The organism is Actinocatenispora comari (assembly GCF_017312725.1).
GTDB lineage: Bacteria > Actinomycetota > Actinomycetes > Mycobacteriales > Micromonosporaceae > Actinocatenispora > Actinocatenispora comari.
On record NZ_BOPO01000111.1, the window covers coordinates 63442 to 85234 of the forward strand.

Genomic DNA, 21793 nt, shown 5'->3' on the forward strand with positions numbered 1-21793 from the left:
GCGCACCCACCGCCGTGCCCGTCTCAGGGGCGTGCGGTCGGCGCTGCCGTTTCGGCCAGGAAGTCGCGGATCAGCGCCGTGGTCCGGGCGGGCAGCTCGTACAACAGGGCATGACTGGCGGGCAGCGACACGGTGCGTACCAGCGGGTTGGTCACCTCAGCGAGGCGTGCGGCGACGTGCCGGCGGTACGCCTCGGTGAGCGCGCCGAACTCCCGCTGTTCGGGCAGGTCGCGCTCGGCCGACACCACCAGCGTCGGGCGCACCGCCCGCCGGTACAGCGGGTACGGGTCGATCGCGCGCAACGCGGCCCGGAGGTCACGCAGCGCGCCGGCGCCCGGCCGGGCGAACGTCTCGCCGGCGCGCGTCACCAGGCCCGCCCGTACCGCCGTCTCGGCGGCGTCGGCGGGCAGCCCGGCCGCCTCGGCGGTGGCGCGCCGGGCGGCCACCATCGCCTGCACCGCGGGCGCCGGCAGCGGCCCGGCGAGCATCGCCTCCATCGCGTCGAACCGCGCCGCCAGGGCGCTCAGCAGGTCGTCGGCGGTGCCGGCGGCCAGGCCCGGACACTGTGCGGCCGAGTGCACCGACGGGTGGCCGTCCAGGTTGACCACGGCCGGGCAGTCCGGCCGCCGGTCCGCCCAGAGCAGCGCGAGCAGCCCACCCAGCGACATCCCCACCACGGCCGGTGTGGCCGCGTCGAGCGCGGCGACGGTGGCGTCCAGCGCGTCGCACGCCTGCGTCCAGTCCCACGTCTCGCCGGCAGCGGTGCCGTGCCCGGGCAGGTCCACCGCGACGACCCGGTGCCGCTCGCGCAGCACCGGAACCAGCGGGTACCAGTCGTGCCGGGTGCCGCCCGCGCCGTGCAGCAGCAGTACCGGCGGCCCGTCGCCGCCGTGGTCCTTGAACGGCAACGCGGGTCCGTGCCCGGCCGGCGGGTCGTGCGGCTCGGGATCCGCGTGCGTCGGGTCGTCCGGCGGCGAGGGGTTCATCGCGGTGCCTCCAGGGTGGACAGTCGGGATCGGACCGAGGAGACGCGGACCCCGCCGTCGGGGTGCCGGTCGAGCTTGCCGCGCTGGATCAGGTCGTGCACCGCCTGCCGGGTGACGCCGAGCATCGCGCCGGCCACCGCGTACGACACGTGGTGGGCGCCGGGGTGCCCGACCCGCCGAGCGACGACCCGGCCGAGCGGCGTGGCCCACCACGACGCCGGCGGATCGAACGCGGTGTCACCCGGGTACAGCGTGGCGACCAGCCGGGCCGCGGTGAACCGGGCCTGCCGGGCGTCCGGGCCGAGCAGCTGCGCGGTCCAGGCCGCGGTCCGCTCGCGCACCCGGGCACGCAGCGTGTCGACGGCGCGGTCGCCGTCGAGCAGGATCTCCAGCGGGTCCAGCAGCCGGCGCTCGACCAGCTCGGTCAGCTGCCGCCGCAGGTCGTCGGGATCGGGAAGTCCGGACACGGTCTCGCCTCCTTGACGCACAGTGTCAAGGGACTTGACGTCAGTTGTCAAGGCGCGGCGAACGGAACTGCGGCGGCGCCGGGCCGGCACCGCCGCAGCGCAGGACAGCGGTCAGGAACGGGTGGCGACGGCGGTGTCGATGCTGGCCAGTACCGCCGGGTCGGTCGGGACGGTGGTCGGGCGGTGCCGGGCGACCACCGAGCCGTCCGCGCCGAGCACGAACTTCTCGAAGTTCCACTGCACGTCGCCGGCGCTGCCGTCGGCGTCGGCCGCCTCGGTCAGCACGGCGTAGATCGGGTGCCGGCCGGCCCCGTTCACCTCGACCTTCTCGGTCAGCGGGAAGCTCACCCCGTACGTGGTGGAGCAGAAGGTGCGGATCTCCTCGGCGCTGCCCGGCTCCTGCTCACCGAACTGGTTGCACGGCACGCCGACCACGGTCAGGCCGCGGTCGGCGTACTCGCCGGCCAGCTTCTCCAGCGCGGTGTACTGCGGGGTCAGGCCGCACTTCGAGGCGACGTTGACGACCAGCAGCGCGTTGCCCGCGGCAAGCTCGCGCAGCGAACTCGCCGCGCCCTCCAGCGTGCCGATCGGCAGATCCAGTACGGACACCGTTTCCTCCTTGGTTTCGGAACCGCGTTCGGCGGCCCGTTCGGCGGCCTCGTCGGCCTCGCGCTCGGCGCGCTTGGCGATGCGCCACGCCTCGTCGTCCATCCCGCGCCGCCAGTAGCCGGAGATCGACACCTGCTCGCGCTCCAGCCCGAGCTCGCCGAACAGGTACCCGCGCAGGGTACGGACGTCGCCGGCCTCACCGTGCACGAACGCGTGCCCGCGGCCGGCCGGTACCGGCAGCGCCCGGACCGCCTCGGGCAGGCTCGGGCCGGCGCCGCGGTGCAGGTAGCGCACCGTGGTGCGCTCCCCGTGGCTCAGCGGTACCTCCTCGGCGGGCCCGTCGACCTCGATGAACGCCCAGGCCGGGGTGGTGGCGGGGATGCGCTCCAGGGCGGCGGCGATGGCCGGCAGCGCGGACTCGTCGCCGGCCAGCAGGTGCCAGTCCGCGGCCGGGTCCGGCGCGTACGCACCACCGGGGCCGGCGAGCAGCACCTCGTCACCGGGTTTGAGGCCGGCGGCCCACGGGCCGGCCAGCCCCTGCTCGCCGTGGTACACGAAGTCCAGGACCAGCCCGTCGGCGTCGAGGCCGCGCACGGTGTAGGTGCGCAGCACCGGCCACTGCTCCCGGGGCAGCTGCTCGCGCGCCGTGCCGAGGTCGAACGGTTCCGGGTACTCCACCCCGGGCTGGCGGAACACCACCTTGACGTACTGGTCGGTGAACTCGTTGGGCCGGAATGCCGCGAGGCCGGGGCCACCGGCCGTCACCCGCACCAGGTGCGGCGTGAGCCACTCGGTGCGGACGACGTTCAGGCTGGTCAGCTGTCCGCGCCGGGATCGGTCGGGCATCGACGGGTACCTCCACGAAGATCGAGTGAGGCAACCCTAACCCACTGCGTGCTCCGCATCGACTCTGACCGATCGGCCGATCTTGTCTGTTGCGTCATGTGCCCTAGCCTCGACCCATGATCGATCTGGAGGCCGAGATCCAGCGATTTGTCCGGGTCCAGTACCAGGGGGTGTTCGACCGGGTGCACGACAGCCATGCACGCCGGCCGGTCCCCGCGGTACGGCAGGCGATCCTGGACGAACTTCGCCAGGCCGGCACCACCCCCCGCAAGGACCTGGTCGACGGCGCCGCCGAGGCGATCTCCGCCGGCAACCCCTACACGCTTCCGTAACCCACGACGCCGGAGCGGCGACGCACCCTCGCCCGCGACCCGGCGCACCGAGTTCGACCGCTCACCCCCGCGTCGCCACCGGGCCCGGGGGCGACCTCGCGTGCCCACGGTGTGTCGGTGGGCCGGGCCGGCCGCCGGTGCGATGCTGACGCGATGGGGGAGTACCTCGACGACGACGAGCTGATCGCGGTGGCCGGGCGGCTGCTCGCGATCGAGTCGACGGCCGCGCACCCGGACGCCCTGCACGCCGCCCTCGATCAGGTACTGGACCTGCTCGGTCCCGGCTGCACGGTGGAACGGTTCGTCTCCGGCGGCCGGCCGAGCGCGCTGGTCTACCGGCCGGAGCCGCGCCGACCGCGGTTCCGGGTGCTGCTCAACGCGCACCTGGACGTGGTGCCCGGCACCCCGGACCAGTTCGTCCCCCGCCGCACCGGCGACCGGCTCTACGCGCGGGGCGCCCAGGACATGAAGGTCACCGCGCTGGCACTGGCGCTGGCGTTCCGGGAGCTGGCCGACGTGGTGCGCTACCCGCTCGGCCTGCAACTGGTCACCGACGAAGAGCTCGGCGGGTACCACGGCACCGCGTACCAGGTGGCGCAGGGGGTGCGGGCCGACTTCGCGGTGGTCGGCGAGTACAGCGGGCTGGAGCTGGTGACCGAGTCCAAGGGCATCGTGGACGTGACGCTGACCGCCGTCGGCCGGGCGGCCCACGGCGCCTACCCGTGGCTCGGCGACAACGCGGTGCTGCAGCTGGTGCGGGCGATCGAGCGGCTGCTCGCCGCGTACCCGCCGCCGACCGAGCCGGTGTGGCGCAGCACGGTGAACGTCGCCGCGATCGAGACCGGCGACACCGCGATCAACCAGGTACCGGCGCGGGCGAGCGCCCGGCTGGACATCCGGTACCCGCCGGAGGACGCCCGGTTCGCCGGGCGCACGCCGGACCAGGTGGTGGCGGCGCTGAGCGAGCTGGCCGGCCCGGAGGTGGCCGTGCGGCTGGACCGGTTCGATCCGCCGCACCGGGCCGACGAGGGGCTGGCCGAGGTGCGGGCACTGCGCGACGCGGTACGGGCGGAGGGCTGTCCCGGCGGCTTCCTGCGCAAGCACGGCGCGGCCGACTCCCGGCACCTGGCCGCGGTCGGCATCCCGGCGGTCGCGTTCGGCATCGGCGGCGACGGCCAGCACGGCCCCGCCGAGTACGCCGACCTCGCCACGCTGCGCCCGTACCGCCGGGCGCTGCGCCGCTTCCTGCTCGCCCTCGCCCCCTGAGCCCGGCCCTTCGCGGCGAGCGGCCCGACGCCTACTCCGCGGGCGCCGCCTACTCCGCGGGCGCCGCCGGCTCCTGGGGCGCCGCCGGCTCCTGGGGCGCCGCCGGCTCCTCGGGCGGCAGCGGGCGGTCGGCGTAGGCCAGCAGCAGGGTGCCGTCGGTGCCGTGCCGGCGGCCCTGGAAGTCCAGGCCGACCCGCTCGGCCACCCGGATCGACGCCGGGTTCGTCTCGTCGATCCAGGCGATCACCGGTACCGACGGATCGACGGCGCCGGCCGCCGCGATGCCGGCCCTGGCGACCTCCTGCGCATACCCGTGTCCACGCTGGCTGGTGGCGAACCGGTACGCGAGGTTCCAGGTGCCGTCCGGGAGCCGGCGCACGCCGCCGAGCCCGATGAGCGTCTCGTCGCCGGGCCGGCGCACCGCCCAGTAGCTCAGCCCGTCCGTGGCCCAGCCGCGCAGGACCAGGTCGAGGAACGCGCGGGTGGTGCCGATCTCGGTGTGCCGGCCGGCGGGGAAGTGGTGCCAGCCGTCCGGGTCCGAGTGCAGCCGGTGCAGTGCGTCGAGGTCGGGGTCGCCGACGGCGCGCAGCTCCAGCCGGTCGGTGCGCAGCGGGGTGAAGGTGGCCACGCCGGTCAAGCTACCGGGCCGCACCCGGCTCGACGACCGACTTCGGTCAGAATAGTTGACACTGACTAGTCGATCAGTAATAGTTGGAGTTGACTAACGCAGTGGAGGACGACGATGGCGACGAAACGCAAGGTCGGCAACCTGCTCGGCCTGGCCGTGCTGTGCTACCTGCTCCAGCGCCCGATGCACCCGTACGAGCTGAGCCGCACCCTGCGCGACAACGACGACGTGCGCAGCATCAAGTTCACCCACGGCTCGCTGTACATGGTGGTCGGCCAGCTGGAGCGGGCCGGCTTCGTCGCCGCGCTCCAGACCAGCCGGGACGGCGCCCGGCCGGAACGCACCGTGTACGCGCTGACCGACGCCGGCCGGGCCGAGCTCGGCGACTGGCTGCGCGACCTGGTCGGCGACCCGAAACACGAGTACCCGCAGTTCGTCGCCGCGCTGTCGCTGGTCGCCGCGCTGCCGCCGGACGAGGTGCGCACGCTGCTGGCGCAGCGGCTGACCCGGCTCGCCGAGCAGCGCGCCGAGATCCTCGGCATCCTCGACGCGGCCACTGCCCAGGGGGTCCCGGGCCTGTTCCTGATCGAGGAGGAGTACCGGCTCGCGCTGCTCGACGCCGAGGTGTCGTTCGTCGAGTCGTTCCGCGACCGCATCACCGATCCGCACAACGACTGGAGTGCGCTGTGGGCCGACTTCCACGCGAGCCGGCAGCCACCCGGGGGAGGACAGTCATGACCGAGATCTCCACCGCCCTCGTCATCGGCGGCGGCATCGCCGGGCCGGTGACCGCGCTGGCCCTGCAACGCGCCGGCATCACCGCCACCGTGTACGAGGCGTACGACTCGACGGCCGACGGGATCGGCGCCATGCTGAGCATCGCGCCCAACGGCCGAGCCGCGCTGGACGTGCTCGACGCGGCGCACGTGCTCGACGACATCGGCAGCCCGATGACCGCGATGCTGCTGCGCAGCTGGACCGGCAAGGTGCTGGCCGAGATCGGTACCCCACCCGGGCTGCCCGACCAGCAGCTCGTGCAGCGCGCCGACCTCTACCGCGCGCTGTACGACGAGGCCGCCGCGCGCGGCATCGCCGTGGTGCACGGCAAGCGGCTGGTCTCCCTGGCGGACGACGGGGCCGCGGTCACCGCCCGGTTCGCCGACGGTACCGAGGCGAGCGCCGACATCCTGGTCGGCGCGGACGGCATCCGGTCGACCACCCGTACCCTGATCGACCCCGCCGCGCCGGCCCCCCGGTACGGTGGGCTGCTGAACTTCGGCGCGCTGGTGCCCGATGCCGGCGAGTCCACCCGCGGCGCGATGCACATGGTGTTCGGCAAGCGCGCCTTCTGCGGCTACCTGGTGTACGACAACGGGCTCGGCGGCTGGTTCGTCAACCTGCCGCGCACCGAGTCGATGTCGCTCGCCGAGCAGCGCGCGGTGTCCAACGAGGAGTGGCTGGCGCGGTTGCGGTCCGCGTTCGACGGCGACCGCACCCTCGCGCCGCACCTGATCGGCCGCACCGACCCGGCCGACCTGCTCGTGGTCGGCCCGGTCGAGGACCTGCCGACGGTACCGACCTGGCACCGCGGCCGGGTGGTGCTCGTCGGCGACGCCGCGCACGCCACCTCGCCGTCGTCCGGCCAGGGCGCGTCGCTCGCGATGGAGTCCGCCGTGCAACTGGCCCGCTGCCTGCGCGACCTGCCGCCGCAGCGCGCGTTCGCCGCGTACGAGCGGCTGCGCCGGGCGCGGGTGGAACGCATCATCGCCGCCGGCGCCCGGACCAACAGCAACAAGGCCGCCGGGCCGGTCGCCCGGGTGATCCGCGACCTGGTGATGCCGGTCGCGATGCGCTCGCTCGCCAAACCGGAGAAGATGGCCTGGCAGTTCGCCTACCAGATCGACTGGAACGCCACCGCCGCCTGACGACCGGGCCGGGGGCCGGGTCGCCGCGCGCTACTGTCCACTGTGGACAGCAGCCTGCCGTGCCGTTACGCCGGCGGGGCGAGCAGGGTGTCGGACTGGCCCGAGCGGCGGAGCGCCGCGGCGACGGTACCGTCGGCCTTGACCGCCTCGACGGTCGAGCGCAGGAACTCGACCGTCCCCGGCTTCCGGTCCCGGGTGGTGCCGACCGCCTGCCGGATCTGCATGAACCGCTCGTCGATCAGCCGCAGCCCCGGATCGGCGTCGACGGTGGCGGTCAGCGGCTGCCGGATGCCGGCCACCGCCTCGACGCCGCCGGCACGGAACACCTCGATCGACTCGGCGCCGCGCACCAGCGTGGCGTGCCGCAGCGTGCGGGTCAGGTACAGGTCGTAGGCGGAGCCCTGCTTGACCGCGATCCGCACCCCGGGCGCGTCGACGTCGGCGACGGTGCGCAGCGGCGAGCCCTGCGGTACCGCGAACACGCCCTCGATCACCACGTACGGCGCGGTGAACGCGACCTCGGCCTCCCGCGCGGGCTCGATGGCGAGGAAGCAGATGTCCGCGTCCCCGGACGCCATCGCCTGGTACGACCGGCGCGCCGCGTCGAAGCAGACGAACTCCACCGGCACGCCGAGCCGGCTGGCGACCGCCCGCGCGATCTCCACCGTGACCCCGGCCGGTGCGTGGGCGAAACCCTGCGCCAGCACCGGATTGCCCAGGTTGATCGCGGCCCGCAGCACCCCGGTCGGCGCCAGGTCGGCGAGCACGTCGGCATCGGCATCCACCATGCGCCGACCCTATCCGTACCCCCGCCGCTGGTACGCCGCCGGGACCGGCCGAGCACCGCACGACGATCGTTCCCCGCGGATACCCGCACCGGCCGGTGGTACCCGAGTCGACACCGGTGGGGTGACAGGCGCCTCGACGTACCACCCACCCGGTCCCGCGCGCCACGCCCGGCTGCTCGGTGTCGAGGCGGCTCGGTGGGACTGGACGGGGCCGGGGACAGGCGGCAGCATGGCAGGCGATGAGTGGTGCCGTGGGGCGGATGTTCGGGTCGTTGACCGGGCTGTCGGTGGGGGACGCGCTCGGGGCGCAGTTCTTCGTCCCGGGGCCGGACCGTTTCGCGGTGTCTCGTGGTGAGACGCCGCCGGCGCCGTGGCCGTGGACAGACGACACCGAGATGGCCTGCGTGCTGGTCCACGAGGTGCTCCACGGGGACGGCATCGACCAGGACCGGCTGGCGCGCGCCTTCGCCGAGCGGTGCGACCCGTACCGGGGCTACGGCCCGGGTGCGACGCGGCTGCTGCACCGCATCCGGGACGGGGTGCCGTGGCCGGTGGCCGCCGGCGAGGCGTTCGGGGGCGTCGGCTCCTGCGGGAACGGCGCCGCGATGCGGGTGGCCCCGCTGGGCGCCTGGCACGCCGGTGATCCGGCCGCCGCCGCGCGGGCGGGGCTGCGCCAGGCCGAGGTGACGCATCAGCACGTGGACGGGGTGGCCGGTGCGGTCGCCGTCGCGGCCGCCGCCGCGGTGGCCGCCGGTGCGGCCGGCGGCGTCCGGCCGGCGCCCGGTGCGTTGCTGGCGACCGCCGCCGATCTGCTGGTGCCGTGCGCCACCGCCCGGGCGTTGCACCGCGCCGGCGCGCTGCTCGACGCCAGCCCGGAAGAGGCCGCGTACGAGCTGGGTACCGGTTCGCAGTCGACCTCGCAGGACACCGTCGCGTTCGCGCTCTGGGTGGCCGACCGGTACCTGACCGATTATCCCGCCGCCGTCGCCACCTGTGTCGCGGCCGGCGGCGACATGGACACCACCGCCGCGATCGCCGGCGGTGTGGTGGCGGCGTACGGCGAGGTGCCGACCGCGTGGCGGGACCATCGCGAACCGCTGCCGGACTGGCTGCCGGCGCCCACCGGCCCGCTCCGCTGACGGTGCGGCACCGCTGCCGTGGCCGCCGCGGGTTCCCGCCGACTCGGTCCGCACACCGGCCGCACCGTTGGCGGTGCGTCATCCGTCGGCCGCGTGCCGCGCCGACCCGGCCGGCACGCCGCGGCGCCGTGGGCGGTCACCGGGCGGAGTCAGCGGGAGCGGCGCAGGGACGCGACGGCGGCGTCGAGGGCGTACGGGCCGGGTCCGGTGACGGCGATCGCGAGGAACGCTCAGCAGAACAGCACCGCCGGTTCGCCGCCGTTCTGGATCGGCAGCAACGCGTGCGGCTGGTGCACGGTGAAGTAGGCGAACGCCATGCTGCCGGAGCAGATCAGCGCGCAGGCACGGGTACCGAGCCCGAGCAGGACCAGGCTGCCGCCGACCAGTTCGATGACCGCCGCGTACCAGCCGGGCCAGGTGCCGGCGGGCCCGGCGGCGTGCTCGGTCGCGGCCGGCCAACCGAACAACGCCGCGGCGCCGTGCACGGCGAACAGCAGCCCCACCACGATCCGGAACAGGCCCAGCGGTACCGCGCGTCGCGGTCGGTCGCGGTGGTGGGCGGGTGCCGGCGCGGGCCGCTCGACGGCGGCCGCGGTCGCCTCGACGCGGCGGTCGGTGTTGGGGTGCGACATGGGATCGACCTTCCGCCGAGGACAACGGGGGACGTCGGCCGGCGGTCGCGGCGCGACGTTGCCCAACTATAAAGGTTGTTAACTGTAAAAGTCCGACGCATTGCTGCCATCTGGCGCGCACCTGCCACCCGGCCGTCCGGCGCCGGCCGGGGGAGCGGCAACCGTCCGGTGTGGACGGTCGCCGCTCCCGTCGGTAGCGCGACCGGATCGGCGCCGCCCGTTCCGCCGCATCGCCCCGATGCCACACGGTTCCGCCGCACCGTGCCGGCGCCAGCTGGGTCCGCCGCACCGTGCCGATGCCACACGGATCCGATGCATCGTGCCAGCTGGGTCCGCCGCATCGTGCCGGCGCCGAACGGGGGCCCGGTGGCACCGGCGCGAGCGGCGACGTGGCGGCCGGCCGGCAGCGCAACCGGATAGGCTCCGAGCCATGGCGACGGATGCGGTCCCGCGGCCCGGTGCGGGTCGATCGCTGGCGAGATCCTGCTGGCGCACCCGTACGACCAGGGACCTCGCTGTCGCCCTCGCGCTCGCGGCGCTGGCCTTCGTTCCCGCGTTGGGCCTGCTCGGCGGGCAGCTGGGTGATCTGCCGCCCCGGCCGTGGACCGCGGCCACCGTCCCGTTGCTGCTGGCGCAGACGGTGCCGCTCGCGCTGCGCACCAGGTACCCCGCGCTGTGCCTGGCGGTCGTCGGGGTCGCGTTCGCGGTGTACCAGTCGCTGGCGTACCTGCCGACGCTCGGCAGCGTCGGGCTCTACCTCGCGTTGTACTCGGTCGGCGCGCACCAGGTCCGGTTCCGCCGGGTGCTGCCGGTGCTCGCCGGTGCCGGGTACGCGGCGTTCGCGGTCGGCCTGCACCTGCTCGGATCGCCGGACCGGCTGCTGGACTACCTGCTGATCGCGCTGATGCTGGCCGCGTGCTGGCTGCTGGGCTGTGGGGCCCGGGTGTACCGGGTCGGCGCGGCCGAGCGGCGTCGGCTGGTGGCCGGGGCGGCCGCGGCGGCGGAGCGCTCCCGCATCGCCCGCGAGCTGCACGACGTGGTGACCCACCACGTGACCGCGATGGTGGTACAGGCCGACGCCGCGCAACTGTCGCCCGGTTCCGGCACCGAGGCGCTGGCCAGCATCGGCGGCACCGGTCGGCGGGCCCTCGCCGACCTGCGCCAGCTGCTCGGTGTGCTGGAGGCGACCGGCGACGCCGGACCGGGCCGGCAGCCGGCCCTGGACGACCTGCCGGAGTTGGCGGCGAGTACCAGATCGGCCGGTCAACCGGTCGACCTGACCGAGCGCGGCCGGCGCCCGGCGCTCACCCCGGTCGCGCAGCTGACCTGCTACCGGGTCGTGCAGGAGGCCCTGACCAACGCGGTCAAGTACGCACCGGGGCGGCCCACCGTGGTCCGCCTGCGGCACGACCGTGGCGGTACCGACGTCGAGGTGACCACCGAGGGCCCGGCGGCGGTGCCCGAACCGGCCGGGTTGACCGGCGGGCGCGGGTTGTCCGGGCTCCGGGACCGGGTCACCGCCCTCGGCGGCGAGCTGGAGGCGCGGCCCGAGGCGGGCGGCGGGTTCCGGGTCCGCGCCCGGATCCCCGCCGGTGCCCGCGCGTGACCGGCCCGGCGGCCCCGATCCGGGTCCTGGTCTGCGAGGACCACGAGATCGTCCGGGCCGGGTACGTGGCGATCTTCGGCGCCCAGCCGGACCTCGAGGTGGTCGGTGCGGCCGCGGACGGGGCGGCCGCGGTGGCGGCCGCCGAGCGGCTGCGGCCCGACGTGGTCGTGATGGACATCCAGCTGCCGCTGCTGGACGGCATCGAGGCGACCCGGCGGCTGGCCGGATCGGCGGCCACCGGGTCGACCCGGGTCCTGGTCGTCACCACGTTCAACGTGGACGAGTACGTCTACCGGGCGCTGCGCGCCGGAGCCAGCGGGTTCCTGCTCAAGGACTCCCCGCCGGCGGAGCTGGTCGCCGGGATCCGTACCGTCGCGCACGGTGAGTCGCTGCTGGCACCGGCGGTCACCCGTACGCTGATCGGCCGGTTCGGGGACCGGCTCCGGCCGCCGGCGACCCGGGCCGAGGACGCCCTGGCGTCGCTGACCAACCGTGAGCGGGAGGTGCTGACGCTGATCGCGCACGGACTGTCCAACGCCGAGATCGCCGCCGAGCTGGTCATCAGCACGGAGACGGTGAAGACCTACGTGTCGCACCTGCTCGCCAAGCTCCAGCTCCGGGACCGGGTCCAGGCGGTCGTCCTGGCCTACCGCACCGGGCTGGTCGACATCGACGGCTGACCCTGGGCCGCCGCCGGCGTCAGCGCCGGCCACGGCGCAGCGGAACCAGGTTCCCGCGGCGGTGGGCGGTGACGAGCATCGGTACGGAGATCAGGACGCTCAGCGCCACGGGCACGATCGACGCCTCGATGCCGAAGCTGCCCCCGGTGAGCAGGTCGGGTCCGGTGGGCCGGGCCACCAGCAGGCCGTCCGACGGGTGACCGGAGACCGCGATGCCGATCAGCCCGACACCGGTGTTCCAGGCGAAGTGCAGGCCCACGGCCAACCAGATGTTGCGCTTCCACAGGAAGGCGGCGCCGAGCAGGACGCCGGCCTCGACCGCGATGGCGACGGCGCTCCACGGCGTCGCCGCCGGGTTCGCCAGGTGCACGGCGCCGAACGCCACCGCCGTCACCGCGAGCGCCACCCAGCTGCCCACCAGCCGTTCCAGCGCCTGCAGCACCAGGCCGCGAAACATCAGCTCCTCGGTGACCGCGGCACCGAGGGCCACCGCCGCGGTGGTCGCGACGGTCGGCAGCGCCCGGCCGGTGGACCAGGTGAAGGAGAACTCGGTGACCACCGAGAGCAGCGACGTGGCGATGAACGCCACTCCGATGGCGATGCCGAGCAACGCTCGCCAGCCGGCGCGTGCCGGTGCCAGCTCGCTGACGTGCCGGCGTGCCAGGAACCGCATCACCAGCCAGTACACGACGACCGCCGCCACCGCGGCGACCAGCGGCAAGACCACGCCGGCGGAGGTCAGCGCGGTCGTCGCGCCGACCCCGACCAGGCCGGCGACCATCCAGACCAGGGGGTACCGAAAGAAGCGGGCACGGGCCGTGCCGGGGGGCACCGCTGCCGTTCGTTCCGTCGTACTCAACGCGACCTCCACGGGTGTGGCCGCGTCCTCCGGCGGCCCGGCCACCCACGCTAGGAGCGCGCCGGCCGTGCCGAATCACCACCGAGTGGGCGATGTGGATAGCTCCCATGGGGGATCGGCCGGCCGGCTCCCCGCCGAGATCCGGCGGAACGTGCGAGGGCGGGTACGGAAACGGCGGCCGTCCGGAGTGGACGGCCGCCGCCTTCGCCGGTGGTACCAGGGAATCAGTGGGTCAGCATCTTGCGCAGCACGTACTGCAGGATGCCGCCGTGCCGGTAGTAGTCGGCCTCGCCGGGGGTGTCGATCCGCACCACCGCGTCGAACTCGACGTCGCCGGCGGTCACGTGCACCGTGCCCGGGGTCGTACCGTCGTTGAGCGCGGTGATGCCGCTGATCGCGAACGTCTCCTCGCCGGTCAGGCCGAGCGAGTCGGCGGTCTGCCCCTCGGGGAACTGCAGCGGCAGCACGCCCATGCCGATCAGGTTGGAGCGGTGGATGCGCTCGAACGACTCGGCGATGACCGCCCGCACGCCCAGCAGCACGGTGCCCTTCGCCGCCCAGTCGCGGGACGAACCGGAGCCGTACTCCTTGCCGGCCAGGATGACCAGCGGCGTGCCGGCGGCGGCGTAGCTCTGCGCGGCGTCGTAGATGGTGGCCTGCTCGCCGGTGGTGAAGTCCTTGGTGAACCCGCCCTCGACGCCGGGCACCAGCTGGTTGCGCAGCCGGATGTTGGCGAACGTGCCGCGGATCATCACCTCGTGGTTGCCGCGCCGCGACCCGTACGAGTTGAAGTCGCGCCGCTGCACGCCGTGCTCGGTGAGGTACTTCCCGGCGGGCGAGTCGGGCTTGATCGCGCCGGCGGGCGAGATGTGGTCCGTGGTCACCGAGTCACCCAGCTTCGCCAGCACCCGCGCGCCGGCGATGTCGCCGACCGGCTGCGGGTCGCGCGCCATGCCCTCGAAGTACGGGGGCTTGCGCACGTAGGTCGACTCGTCGGCCCAGGCGAACGTGTCACCGGTCGGGGTCGGCAGCGACTGCCAGCGCTGGTCGCCGGCGAACACGTCGGCGTAGTCGGAGGAGAACATCTCGGAGGCGAGCGCCGTGCCGATCACGTTCTCGATCTCGATCCCGGACGGCCACAGCTCGCGCAGGAACACCGGCTTGCCCTCGGTGTCGGTACCCACCGGCTCGGTCTCGAAGTCGATGTCCATCGTGCCGGCCAGCGCGTACGCCACCACCAGCGGCGGGGACGCCAGGTAGTTCATCTTGACGTCCGGGTTGATCCGGCCCTCGAAGTTGCGGTTGCCGGACAGCACCGAGATGGCGGTCAGGTCGTTGTCGTTGACCGCGGCGCTGATCGCCTCCGGCAGCGGGCCGGAGTTGCCGATGCAGGTGGTGCAGCCGTACCCGACCAGGTTGAAGCCGAGCTTGTCCAGGTAGGGCGTCAGGCCGGCGCGCTCGTAGTAGTCCATGACGACCTTCGAGCCGGGCGCGAGCGTGGTCTTGACCCACGGCTTGCGGTTCAGCCCGCGCTCGACGGCGTTCTTCGCCAGCAGCGCCGCGCCCACCATCACCTGCGGGTTGGACGTGTTGGTGCAGGAGGTGATCGCGGCGATCACGACCGCGCCGTGGTCCAGCTCGAACTCGGTACCGTTCTCGTCGGTCACCCGTACCGGCCGGCTCGGCCGGCCGTCCTTCGCCGCGGACGGGACCGCCGGCGCACCGGTGGCGTCGTCGCCGGAGAACGCGGGGGAGTCACTGGCCGGGAACGACTCGGCGTCCGCCTCGTCCTGCCCGTTCAACTGCTCGTCGGTCACGTAGTCCTTGAGCGTGTTGCGGAACATCGACTTCGCGCTCGCCAGCGGCACCCGGTCCTGCGGGCGCTTCGGCCCGGCCAGCGAGGGCTCCACGGTGGACAGATCCAGTTCCAGCCGCTCGGAGTAGTCCGGTTCGGCCGCCGGGTCGTGCCACAGGCCCTGTTCCTTGGCGTACGACTCGACCAGGGCGATCTGCTGCTCGTCCCGCCCGGTCAGCCGCAGGTAGCGCACGGTCTCCGCGTCGATCGGGAAGATCGCGCAGGTCGAGCCGTACTCCGGGCTCATGTTGCCGATGGTCGCGCGGTTCGCCAGCGGCACCGCGGACACGCCCGGACCGTAGAACTCGACGAACTTGCCGACCACGCCGTGCTTGCGCAGCATCTCGGTGATGGTCAGCACCAGGTCGGTCGCGGTCGCGCCGTCCGGCAGCTGGCCGGACAGTTTGAACCCGACCACCCGCGGGATCAGCATCGACACCGGCTGGCCGAGCATCGCGGCCTCCGCCTCGATGCCGCCGACGCCCCACCCGAGCACGCCGAGGCCGTTGACCATCGTGGTGTGCGAGTCGGTACCGACCAGGGTGTCCGGGTAGGCGACCCCGTCGCGGGAGAAGACCGTGCGGGCCAGGTACTCGATGTTGACCTGGTGCACGATGCCGGTGCCCGGCGGAACGACCTTGAAGTCGTCGAACGCGGTCTGGCCCCAGCGCAGGAACTGGTAGCGCTCCCGGTTGCGGCCGTACTCCAGCTCGACGTTGCGCTCGAACGCGTCCTCGCGGCCGAAGATGTCGGCGATCACCGAGTGGTCGATGACCAGCTCCGACGGGGCCAGCGGGTTGACCTTGCCGGTGTCGCCGCCGAGCTCGCGCACCGCCTCGCGCATGGTGGCGAGGTCCACGATGCACGGCACGCCGGTGAAGTCCTGCATCAGCACCCGGGCCGGGGTGTACTGGATCTCCACGCTGGGCTGCGCGTCCGGGTCCCAGCCGGCCAGGGCCCGGATGTGGTCGGCGGTGATGTTCGCGCCGTCCTCGGTGCGGAGCAGGTTCTCCAGCAGGATCTTCAGGCTGTACGGCAGGCGGGCCTGGCCGTCGACCGCGTCCAACCGATAGATCTCGTAGGTGTCGTCACCTACCTGCAGGCTGCTCTTCGCGCCGAAGGTGTCGAGGCTCGCCACGTCGTACTCCTTCGCTCAGGTATGTCTTGCAGTCTCGCGTACTGGCCGGTCACCGCCCTACTTAGGCAAACCTCAGCAGGCGGGTCGGCGGCCGGCTCACTGAAGTAAACCGTACGTCCGTCTTGCTATTTCGCGCAACCCGGGTCATGCTGCTTCCGCGACGTTCGGACGCCCGAGGAGGCCGCGATGATCCACCACGTCCAGCTGTCCTGCCCGGCCGGCTCGGAAGACGCGCTGCGCGCCTTCTACGCCGGCGTGCTCGGACTCACCGAGATCGCCAAGCCGCCGGTACTGGCCGCCCGCGGCGGCTGCTGGTTCCGCGGCCACGGCATCGAACTGCACCTCGGGGTGGAAGCGGACTTCGCGCCGGCACGCAAGGCGCATCCCGGCCTGATCTGGCCCGACCTGGACACCCTGGCCGAGCGGCTGACCGCTGCCGGGTACCCCGTCGACTGGGACGACAACTTTCCCGGCATGCGCCGCTTCCACTCCGCCGACTGCCACGGCAACCGCCTGGAGTTCCTCCACCCCACCGACCCCGAAGCCCGGTAGCGTCGGGCCGACAGCCTTCGTCGGCGCGCGAGGACGTCCTGCCGGAGGGCGGGTTCGCCATCGAGACGGGCGAGCTCCCGGCCCGCTGACCGGATCGCGCCGGTCAGCGGGCTCCGGCGACCACGCCGGTCAGCGGGCTCTCCGGTGACTACAGCGGGAGGCGGGGGCCGGCGTTGCGCTGCTCGGCGACCCAGGCCTCGACCTCGTCGGCCTTGCGCGGCAGGCCGGCGGACAGGTTCTTCGCGCCGTTCGCGGTGACCAGCACGTCGTCCTCGATCCGGATGCCCAGACCGCGCAGCTCGGCCGGCACCTTCTCGTCGTCCGGCTGGAAGTAGAGGCCCGGCTCGACGGTCAGCACGTAGCCCTCCTTCAGCTCGCCGTCCTTGTAGTGCTCCTTGCGTGCCGCGGCGCAGTCGTGCACGTCCAGGCCGAGCATGTGGCTCACGCCGTGCAGGGTCCAGCGCCGGTAGTACATGTTCTCCTTGTCCAGCGCCTCCTCGGCCGAGGACAGGATGCCGAGCGACTCCAGCCCCTCGGCGAGCACCCGCATCGAGGTCAGGTGCACCTCGGAGAACTTCACGCCCGGCCGGACGTGGTCCATGCCGGCCTGCTGCGCGGCGTAGACGATCGAGTACACCTCCCGCTGCAGCGGCGTGAACTGCCCGTTCACCGGTACGGTGCGGGTCACGTCGGCGGTGTAGAGCTGGTTGTTCTCGATGCCCATGTCCATCAGCAGCAGCTCGCCCGGGGCGGTCCGGCCGTCGTTGCGCACCCAGTGCAGCGTGGTGGCGTGCGGCCCGGCGGCGACGATCGAGTCGTACCCGACGGCGTTGCCGGCGAGCCGCGCGCGCAGCCCGAAGATGCCCTCCAGCAACCGTTCCGGTACCGGTCGATCGGCCGGCAGGGCGCGCACCACGTCCTCGAAGCCGAGCACCGTGGCGTCGATCGCGTCCTGCAGCTGGGCGATCTCCCACTCGTCCTTGACCAGCCGCAGCTCGGAGAGGGTGTGGGCCAGTTCCCGATCGCGGGCACCGGCATCGTCGCCGTCGCCGGTGACCGCGATCCGCTCGTCCACACCGGCGTCGAACCCGCGCAGCACCCGGGTACGGGCCGGGTCGAGGTCGCCGAGCACCTTCTCCAGGTCCTTCACGTCGGCGGTCTCGACGCCGAGCAGGGTGGACTTCTCCGCCAGGCTGTGCCGCCGGCCGACCCACAGCTCGCCGTACTGCGCGTCGCGGAAGAACTCGTCGGTGTCGCGCGGCGACCGGGGGTGCCCGTACAGCACGGCGTCGTGGCCGCCGGCGACGGGGCGCAGCACCAGCACCGAGTCCGGGTCGAACTCGCCGGTCAGGTAGGCGAAGTCGCTGCCCGGCCGGAACGGGTAGAAGCAGTCGTTGTTGCGGACCTTCTCCCGGCCGGTCGGGATCACCAGCGTCTCGCCGGGGAAGGCCCGGGACAGCTGTTCGCGCCGGCGCGAGTGGCACGGCACCTGGTCGAGCGCGGCGAGGCCGGTCAGCTCCGAGTCGGCCCAGCCTTCCCGCATGAACTTGAGGTAATTCTCCGGGAATGCCGGGTCGTGGCTGCGTCCCTTGGCCTGCTCGTCGCTCATGCCTTGCCTCTCCTCGCGTGCACCATCACCCGACCGTATCGCCCGGGGCCGGGTCCCCCGACGGTATATCGCCCGCCACCGATCCGGGACGCGGCCGGGGCCGCTGCCGGCCCGCCGGTGCGGGTGGCCGGCCGGCCTCCGAGGCGGGTCGCCGTTCGGTCCACGGTGCGCGACGCCGACCGTCCTCCGGTGCCGGACGCAGCCGGCTCGTCACGATGGCGGACAGCCCGGCGAGCACGTCGTCGATGTCGCGCTCCGGCTGGAAGACCAGCCAGTCGACCCCGACCACCAGCGCCACCCCGAACAGCGCCGAGGCGGCGAGCCCGACGTCCAGGTCGGCGGCGAAGTCGCCGGCGGCCACGCCCGCGGCGATCACCTCGCCGATGGTGCCGATCACCTCGCCGCGCACCAGCGCGACGGTCTGGTGCCACTGGTTGTTGGTCCGCCACATCTCGCTGAGCAGCAGCTGCGCGAACGCCCGGTAGTCCCGCAGGTACGCCAGCTGGGCGGCGACCAGCGCGGGCACCGCCTCGGCGGGCGGCAGGCCGGCGGTGGCCGCGCGCAGCCGCTCGGTGAGCCGGGCCACGCCGTGCGTCAGCAACTGCTCGAACAGCGCCGTCTTGGAGCCGAAGTTGTAGTAGACGGTGCCCTTCGCGACGCCGGCACGGTCGGCGATCGCGTCCACCGTGGTGGCCGCGAAGCCCTGCTCGGCGATCAGCTCGACCGCCGCCGCGTACAGCTTGTCCCGGGTGGCGTCGCGGCGGTCGGCCTGCTTCATCTACAGCTCCAGATCCGGATGCAGCGTCGTCGGGGTCAGGCGGCGGGAGCGCCGGACCACCAGGCAGGTCGCCGCGAACGCGGCGGCCCCGAACGCCACCAGGATGCCGGCTCCGCGCAGCACCATGCCGGTCGACCCGCCGCTGATCAGATGGCGCAGACAATCGACCACGTACGACATCGGCAGGTACGGGTGGAGCGCGCCGAGGATCGCCGGCGAGGTCTGCAGCGGGTACGTGCCGCCGGCGGTGACCAGCTGGGTGATCAGCAGTACCAGCGTGAGCACCCGCCCGGCCGCCCCGAGCGCCGCGCCGAACAGCTGCTGCAGCCCGGTGTAGGCGACCACCGCGGCGGCGAGGAACGCGAGCATCGCGACCGGACGTACCGGATGCAGGCCGAGGGTGGCCGACAGCACCAGCTCCAGGATGCCGGCCTGCACCACGCCGATCGCCACCGCCGGCAGCCAGCCGGCCGCCGCCACCCGCCAGGCGGGCGCGCCGGAGACCAGGTGCCGCCGGGTCACCGGGCGCAGCAGCATGTACCCGACCATCGCGCCGACCCACAGCGACAGGCCCAGGAAGTACGGTGCGAAGCCCTCGCCGTAGCTCGCCGCGGCGTGCCTGGTGGCGCGTTGCAGGTCGACCGGGTCGGCCATCACGTCGGAGCGCTGCGCCCGCTGCGCGGCGTCGTAGTCCGGGATCTGCTTCGCCCCGTCGGCGAGCCCGTCGGCGAGCGTGGTCGCGCCGTCGGACAGCTTCGACACCCCGCCGGCGAGCTTTCCGGCGCCGGCGGACAGACTGCCGAGCCCGCCGTCGAGCTGCCGCGCGCCGGTGGACAGCTGGTACAGCCCGCGTTGCAGCTGCTTGCCGCCGCCGACCGCCTTGGCGGTGCCCTGGTGCAGCTGGTGCGCGCCGGTGGCGAGATCGCCCACCCCGTCGGCCAGCTTGTCGATCCGGTCGCGCGCATCGGCCACGTCGTCGGCCAGCTGCGGTGCCTTCTTCGCGATCTCGCGGGCGGTCTTCGCGACCTGCGTCGCGTCCGCCTTGACCTGGTGCAGGCTGTCGGCGTCGGCGTCGAGCCGGTGCTGCGCCGCCTTGGCCGCCTTGACCGCGTCGCCGGCGGCCTGCCGCGCCTTGCCGAACTCCGGGTCGTTCGCCGCCTCCGGATGCTTCTTCGCGTACCCGTCGAGGGCGTCCCGCACCGCCTCGGTGCGCGTCACCGCCTCGTCGACGTACCCGGGCAGGTCGTCGATGTGCTTCGCGACCGCGTCCGCGCCGTCGGCGAGCAGCAGCGCCGAGTCGTGGATCGAACCGGCGTTGTCGCGCAGGAACGGTTCCACCCGGCCGGTCACTTTGTCCACAGTGGACGCAAGCTTCCGGGTACCGGCGGCGGCCTGGCCGGCGCCGGTGTCCAGCTTCGCGGCGCCGGAGTTGAGCGCGATCAGCCCGGTGGTCAGATCGGCCGCGCCGCGGTGTGCCTGCGCGATGCCGTCGGCGAGGCTGTCCGCGCCCTTCTTCGCGCTGGCCGAGCCGTCCCGCAGCGCGTCGGCGCCGTGCTTCGCGTCGCCCGCGCCGTCGGCGAGCTGCCCGGCGCCGTCCGCGGCCTGACCGGTCCGGTCGTGCAGGGTGCCGAACGCCAGGTACATCTGGTCGAAGTACCGGCTCGCCGCGCTGTTCGACGCCGCGGTGCGGATCTCGGCGAAGGCGCTCCGGCCGATCACCCCGGCCAGGTAGTTGTTCGCGTCGTCGGTGGTCAGCCGCAGCCGCCCGCGCTGCGGCGGCGCCTCGTGCGACGGCGAGACCAGCGCGGTCGAGAACCCGGCCGGGATGGTGAACGTCATCAGGTAGTCGCCGTCCGCGAGCCCCTTGCGGGCCCGCGCCGCGCTGGTGGCGTGCCAGTCGAAGACGTGCCGGTCGACCAGCTGGTCGACCAGGTCGTCGCCGGCGCTCAGGCTCCGTCCGCCCGGCTGGTGTGCCGGCCGGTCCTGGTTCACCACCGCCACCGGGATCCGCTTGAGCTCGCCGTACGGGTTCCAGAACGCCCACAGGTACAGCCCGGAGTACAGCAGCGGGATCAGTGCCAGCGCGCCGATCGCGGCCCGGGTCAGCGGCGCCCGGGTGAACCGGCGCAGCTCCAGCCCGGCCAGCCCCGCGGTACGCATCACGCCGCCCCCTGCGCGTCGAGCTCGTCGGTGGCCGGCTCGCCCTGCTCCGGTACCGCGGGTGTCGACCGCCCGCCCGGCCGGTCCGGCGGCGCGGCACCGGCGCCGGGTTTCGCGGCATCCCGCTCGGCGGGCACGGCGGCTTCGGCGGGAGCGGGGACGGACGGAGTGGCGGCGACGGCGGCGGCTTCGGCGGGAGCGGGGACGGCGGCCGGTCGGTGGCGCAGCCGGACGGTCTGGTCGACGGGTGCGTCGCCGGTCTCCCGGCAGGCGGCGAGCACGGTGGTCCCGGCGTCGGCCCGCTCCCGCAGCACCCGCCACAGCGCGGCCCGCTCGACCCCGTCGGTACCGCCGTCCACGTCGTCGACCACGATCAGCCGCGGCCCGGTCAGCTCGGCGAGCAGCAGGCACAGCAGCTGCCGCCGGTACGGGTCGAGGTCGCGGCCCAGCGCGTCCGGGTCCAGGTCGAAGCCGGCGGCGGTGACCAGCTCGCGGGCGTGGGTCCGGCGCCGGCGTGGCTGCCACGGGCCGAGGCCGAGCAGCGCCAGCCGCTCCCGTACGTGTTCGGCGACGGTCAGCGCCGGCTCCGGCTCGTGCGCGCCGTGCACCAGGCCGAGCGCGGCGAGCCGCTGCACGGCCGGTGCGGTCCGCGGCAGCGGGTGACCGGCGACCGACAGGCTGCCGCGGTTGATCGCGAACCGGCCGGTGACGGCGAGCAGCAGGCTGGTGCGGCCGCTGCCGGCGGCGCCGGTGACCGCGACGAGCTCGCCCGGCGCGACGTCCAGCTCGACGTCCCGGAACACCCAGCCGCGCCGGGTGCGCAGCCCCAGTCCGGTGGCCGTGATCCGGGCGCCGGGCGAGGTGTCCTGCTGTCGATGTTGCGCCACCGTCTCCTCCAAAAACTGACCGCTCCGTACAAAAACTTAGCGCGGGCGTGC

General features: G+C 73.9%; 20 protein-coding genes and 1 pseudogene. 8 read left to right on the top strand and 13 right to left on the bottom strand.

Going from position 1 to position 21793, the window contains the following annotated elements:
• Positions 1 to 23 precede the first annotated feature (23 nt).
• The 4 genes and pseudogenes from NUM_RS26610 to NUM_RS26620 form a co-directional block, all read right to left on the bottom strand.
• A complete protein-coding gene (locus tag NUM_RS26610; protein ID WP_207127676.1) occupies positions 24 to 986 on the bottom strand; it encodes an alpha/beta fold hydrolase in 963 nt (320 codons plus the stop codon).
• On the bottom strand, positions 983 to 1453 hold the full coding sequence (locus NUM_RS26615) for a hypothetical protein (RefSeq protein ID WP_207127744.1): 471 nt from the start codon (positions 1451 to 1453) through the stop codon (positions 983 to 985). The genes NUM_RS26610 and NUM_RS26615 overlap by 4 nt, the downstream gene beginning before the upstream one ends.
• Positions 1454 to 1564: 111 nt before the next feature.
• A complete protein-coding gene (locus NUM_RS37405) occupies positions 1565 to 2062 on the bottom strand; it encodes a glutathione peroxidase (protein ID WP_370467066.1) in 498 nt (165 codons plus the stop codon).
• Between the two features lie 30 nt (positions 2063 to 2092).
• A pseudogene (locus tag NUM_RS26620) lies at positions 2093 to 2908 on the bottom strand (siderophore-interacting protein); the annotation flags it as partial.
• Between the two features lie 116 nt (positions 2909 to 3024).
• On the opposite strand from NUM_RS26620, the gene NUM_RS26625 reads away from it, so the two are divergent.
• Both NUM_RS26625 and NUM_RS26630 read left to right on the top strand, forming a co-directional pair.
• Positions 3025 to 3240, top strand: coding sequence for a hypothetical protein (locus tag NUM_RS26625; protein WP_203962338.1), 216 nt, complete (start codon positions 3025 to 3027; stop codon positions 3238 to 3240).
• Between the two features lie 153 nt (positions 3241 to 3393).
• Entirely contained in the window at positions 3394 to 4506 is a 1113-nt protein-coding gene (locus NUM_RS26630; RefSeq protein ID WP_207127677.1) for a M20 family metallopeptidase, read from the top strand.
• A gap of 49 nt (positions 4507 to 4555) precedes the next feature.
• Here the strand turns inward: NUM_RS26630 and NUM_RS26635 are convergent, their stop codons facing one another.
• Positions 4556 to 5134 (bottom strand): GNAT family N-acetyltransferase, encoded by a 579-nt coding sequence (locus tag NUM_RS26635; protein WP_207127678.1) that lies wholly within the window; start codon positions 5132 to 5134, stop codon positions 4556 to 4558.
• A 114-nt stretch (positions 5135 to 5248) separates the two neighbouring features.
• Between NUM_RS26635 and NUM_RS26640 the strand changes: the two genes are divergently transcribed.
• Together NUM_RS26640 and NUM_RS26645 are read left to right on the top strand one after the other, a co-directional pair.
• Complete coding sequence (locus tag NUM_RS26640) at positions 5249 to 5872, top strand: PadR family transcriptional regulator (RefSeq protein ID WP_207127679.1); 624 nt, start codon at positions 5249 to 5251, stop codon at positions 5870 to 5872.
• The gene (locus NUM_RS26645; RefSeq protein ID WP_207127680.1) at positions 5869 to 7059 is read left to right on the top strand and encodes an FAD-dependent oxidoreductase; all 1191 of its coding nucleotides are present in this window, start codon (positions 5869 to 5871) and stop codon (positions 7057 to 7059) included. The genes NUM_RS26640 and NUM_RS26645 overlap by 4 nt, the downstream gene beginning before the upstream one ends.
• A gap of 65 nt (positions 7060 to 7124) precedes the next feature.
• On the opposite strand, the gene NUM_RS26650 is transcribed toward NUM_RS26645, so the two are convergent.
• The gene (locus NUM_RS26650; RefSeq protein ID WP_207127681.1) at positions 7125 to 7847 is read right to left on the bottom strand and encodes a transporter substrate-binding domain-containing protein; all 723 of its coding nucleotides are present in this window, start codon (positions 7845 to 7847) and stop codon (positions 7125 to 7127) included.
• A gap of 239 nt (positions 7848 to 8086) precedes the next feature.
• Here NUM_RS26650 and NUM_RS26655 point away from each other — a divergent pair, with 239 nt between their 5' ends.
• Positions 8087 to 8986 (top strand): ADP-ribosylglycohydrolase family protein, encoded by a 900-nt coding sequence (locus tag NUM_RS26655; protein ID WP_207127682.1) that lies wholly within the window; start codon positions 8087 to 8089, stop codon positions 8984 to 8986.
• Between the two features lie 230 nt (positions 8987 to 9216).
• Here NUM_RS26655 and NUM_RS26660 read toward each other — a convergent pair whose 3' ends face one another.
• Positions 9217 to 9618 carry a DoxX family protein gene (locus tag NUM_RS26660; protein WP_207127683.1) on the bottom strand — a complete coding sequence of 134 codons (402 nt, stop codon included), beginning with the start codon at positions 9616 to 9618 and terminating at the stop codon, positions 9217 to 9219.
• Positions 9619 to 10048: 430 nt separating this feature from the next.
• Here NUM_RS26660 and NUM_RS26665 point away from each other — a divergent pair, with 430 nt between their 5' ends.
• Positions 10049 to 11224 carry a sensor histidine kinase gene (locus NUM_RS26665; protein ID WP_207127684.1) on the top strand — a complete coding sequence of 392 codons (1176 nt, stop codon included), beginning with the start codon at positions 10049 to 10051 and terminating at the stop codon, positions 11222 to 11224.
• Complete coding sequence (locus tag NUM_RS26670) at positions 11221 to 11904, top strand: response regulator (protein WP_207127685.1); 684 nt, start codon at positions 11221 to 11223, stop codon at positions 11902 to 11904. Before NUM_RS26665 ends, NUM_RS26670 begins: the two co-directional genes overlap by 4 nt.
• A 19-nt stretch (positions 11905 to 11923) precedes the next feature.
• Here NUM_RS26670 and NUM_RS26675 read toward each other — a convergent pair whose 3' ends face one another.
• Together NUM_RS26675 and acnA are read right to left on the bottom strand one after the other, a co-directional pair.
• Positions 11924 to 12685: a CPBP family intramembrane glutamic endopeptidase gene (locus tag NUM_RS26675; RefSeq protein ID WP_207127686.1), complete on the bottom strand. Its 762-nt coding sequence runs from the start codon at positions 12683 to 12685 to the stop codon at positions 11924 to 11926.
• A gap of 302 nt (positions 12686 to 12987) precedes the next feature.
• Positions 12988 to 15756: an aconitate hydratase AcnA gene (gene acnA / locus NUM_RS26680; protein ID WP_207127687.1), complete on the bottom strand. Its 2769-nt coding sequence runs from the start codon at positions 15754 to 15756 to the stop codon at positions 12988 to 12990.
• Between the two features lie 186 nt (positions 15757 to 15942).
• On the opposite strand from acnA, the gene NUM_RS26685 reads away from it, so the two are divergent.
• Positions 15943 to 16308: a VOC family protein gene (locus NUM_RS26685; RefSeq protein WP_207127688.1), complete on the top strand. Its 366-nt coding sequence runs from the start codon at positions 15943 to 15945 to the stop codon at positions 16306 to 16308.
• Between the two features lie 148 nt (positions 16309 to 16456).
• On the opposite strand, the gene NUM_RS26690 is transcribed toward NUM_RS26685, so the two are convergent.
• The 4 genes from NUM_RS26690 to NUM_RS26705 are packed head-to-tail and all read right to left on the bottom strand — an operon-like array spanning position 16457 to position 21742.
• Positions 16457 to 17917: an aminopeptidase P family protein gene (locus tag NUM_RS26690; RefSeq protein ID WP_207127689.1), complete on the bottom strand. Its 1461-nt coding sequence runs from the start codon at positions 17915 to 17917 to the stop codon at positions 16457 to 16459.
• A gap of 25 nt (positions 17918 to 17942) precedes the next feature.
• On the bottom strand, positions 17943 to 18695 hold the full coding sequence (locus NUM_RS26695) for a TetR/AcrR family transcriptional regulator (RefSeq protein WP_207127690.1): 753 nt from the start codon (positions 18693 to 18695) through the stop codon (positions 17943 to 17945).
• The gene (locus NUM_RS26700; protein WP_207127734.1) at positions 18696 to 20855 is read right to left on the bottom strand and encodes a YhgE/Pip domain-containing protein; all 2160 of its coding nucleotides are present in this window, start codon (positions 20853 to 20855) and stop codon (positions 18696 to 18698) included.
• Positions 20855 to 21742, bottom strand: coding sequence for an ATP-binding cassette domain-containing protein (locus NUM_RS26705; protein ID WP_225918871.1), 888 nt, complete (start codon positions 21740 to 21742; stop codon positions 20855 to 20857). The genes NUM_RS26700 and NUM_RS26705 overlap by 1 nt, the downstream gene beginning before the upstream one ends.
• Positions 21743 to 21793 lie beyond the last annotated feature (51 nt).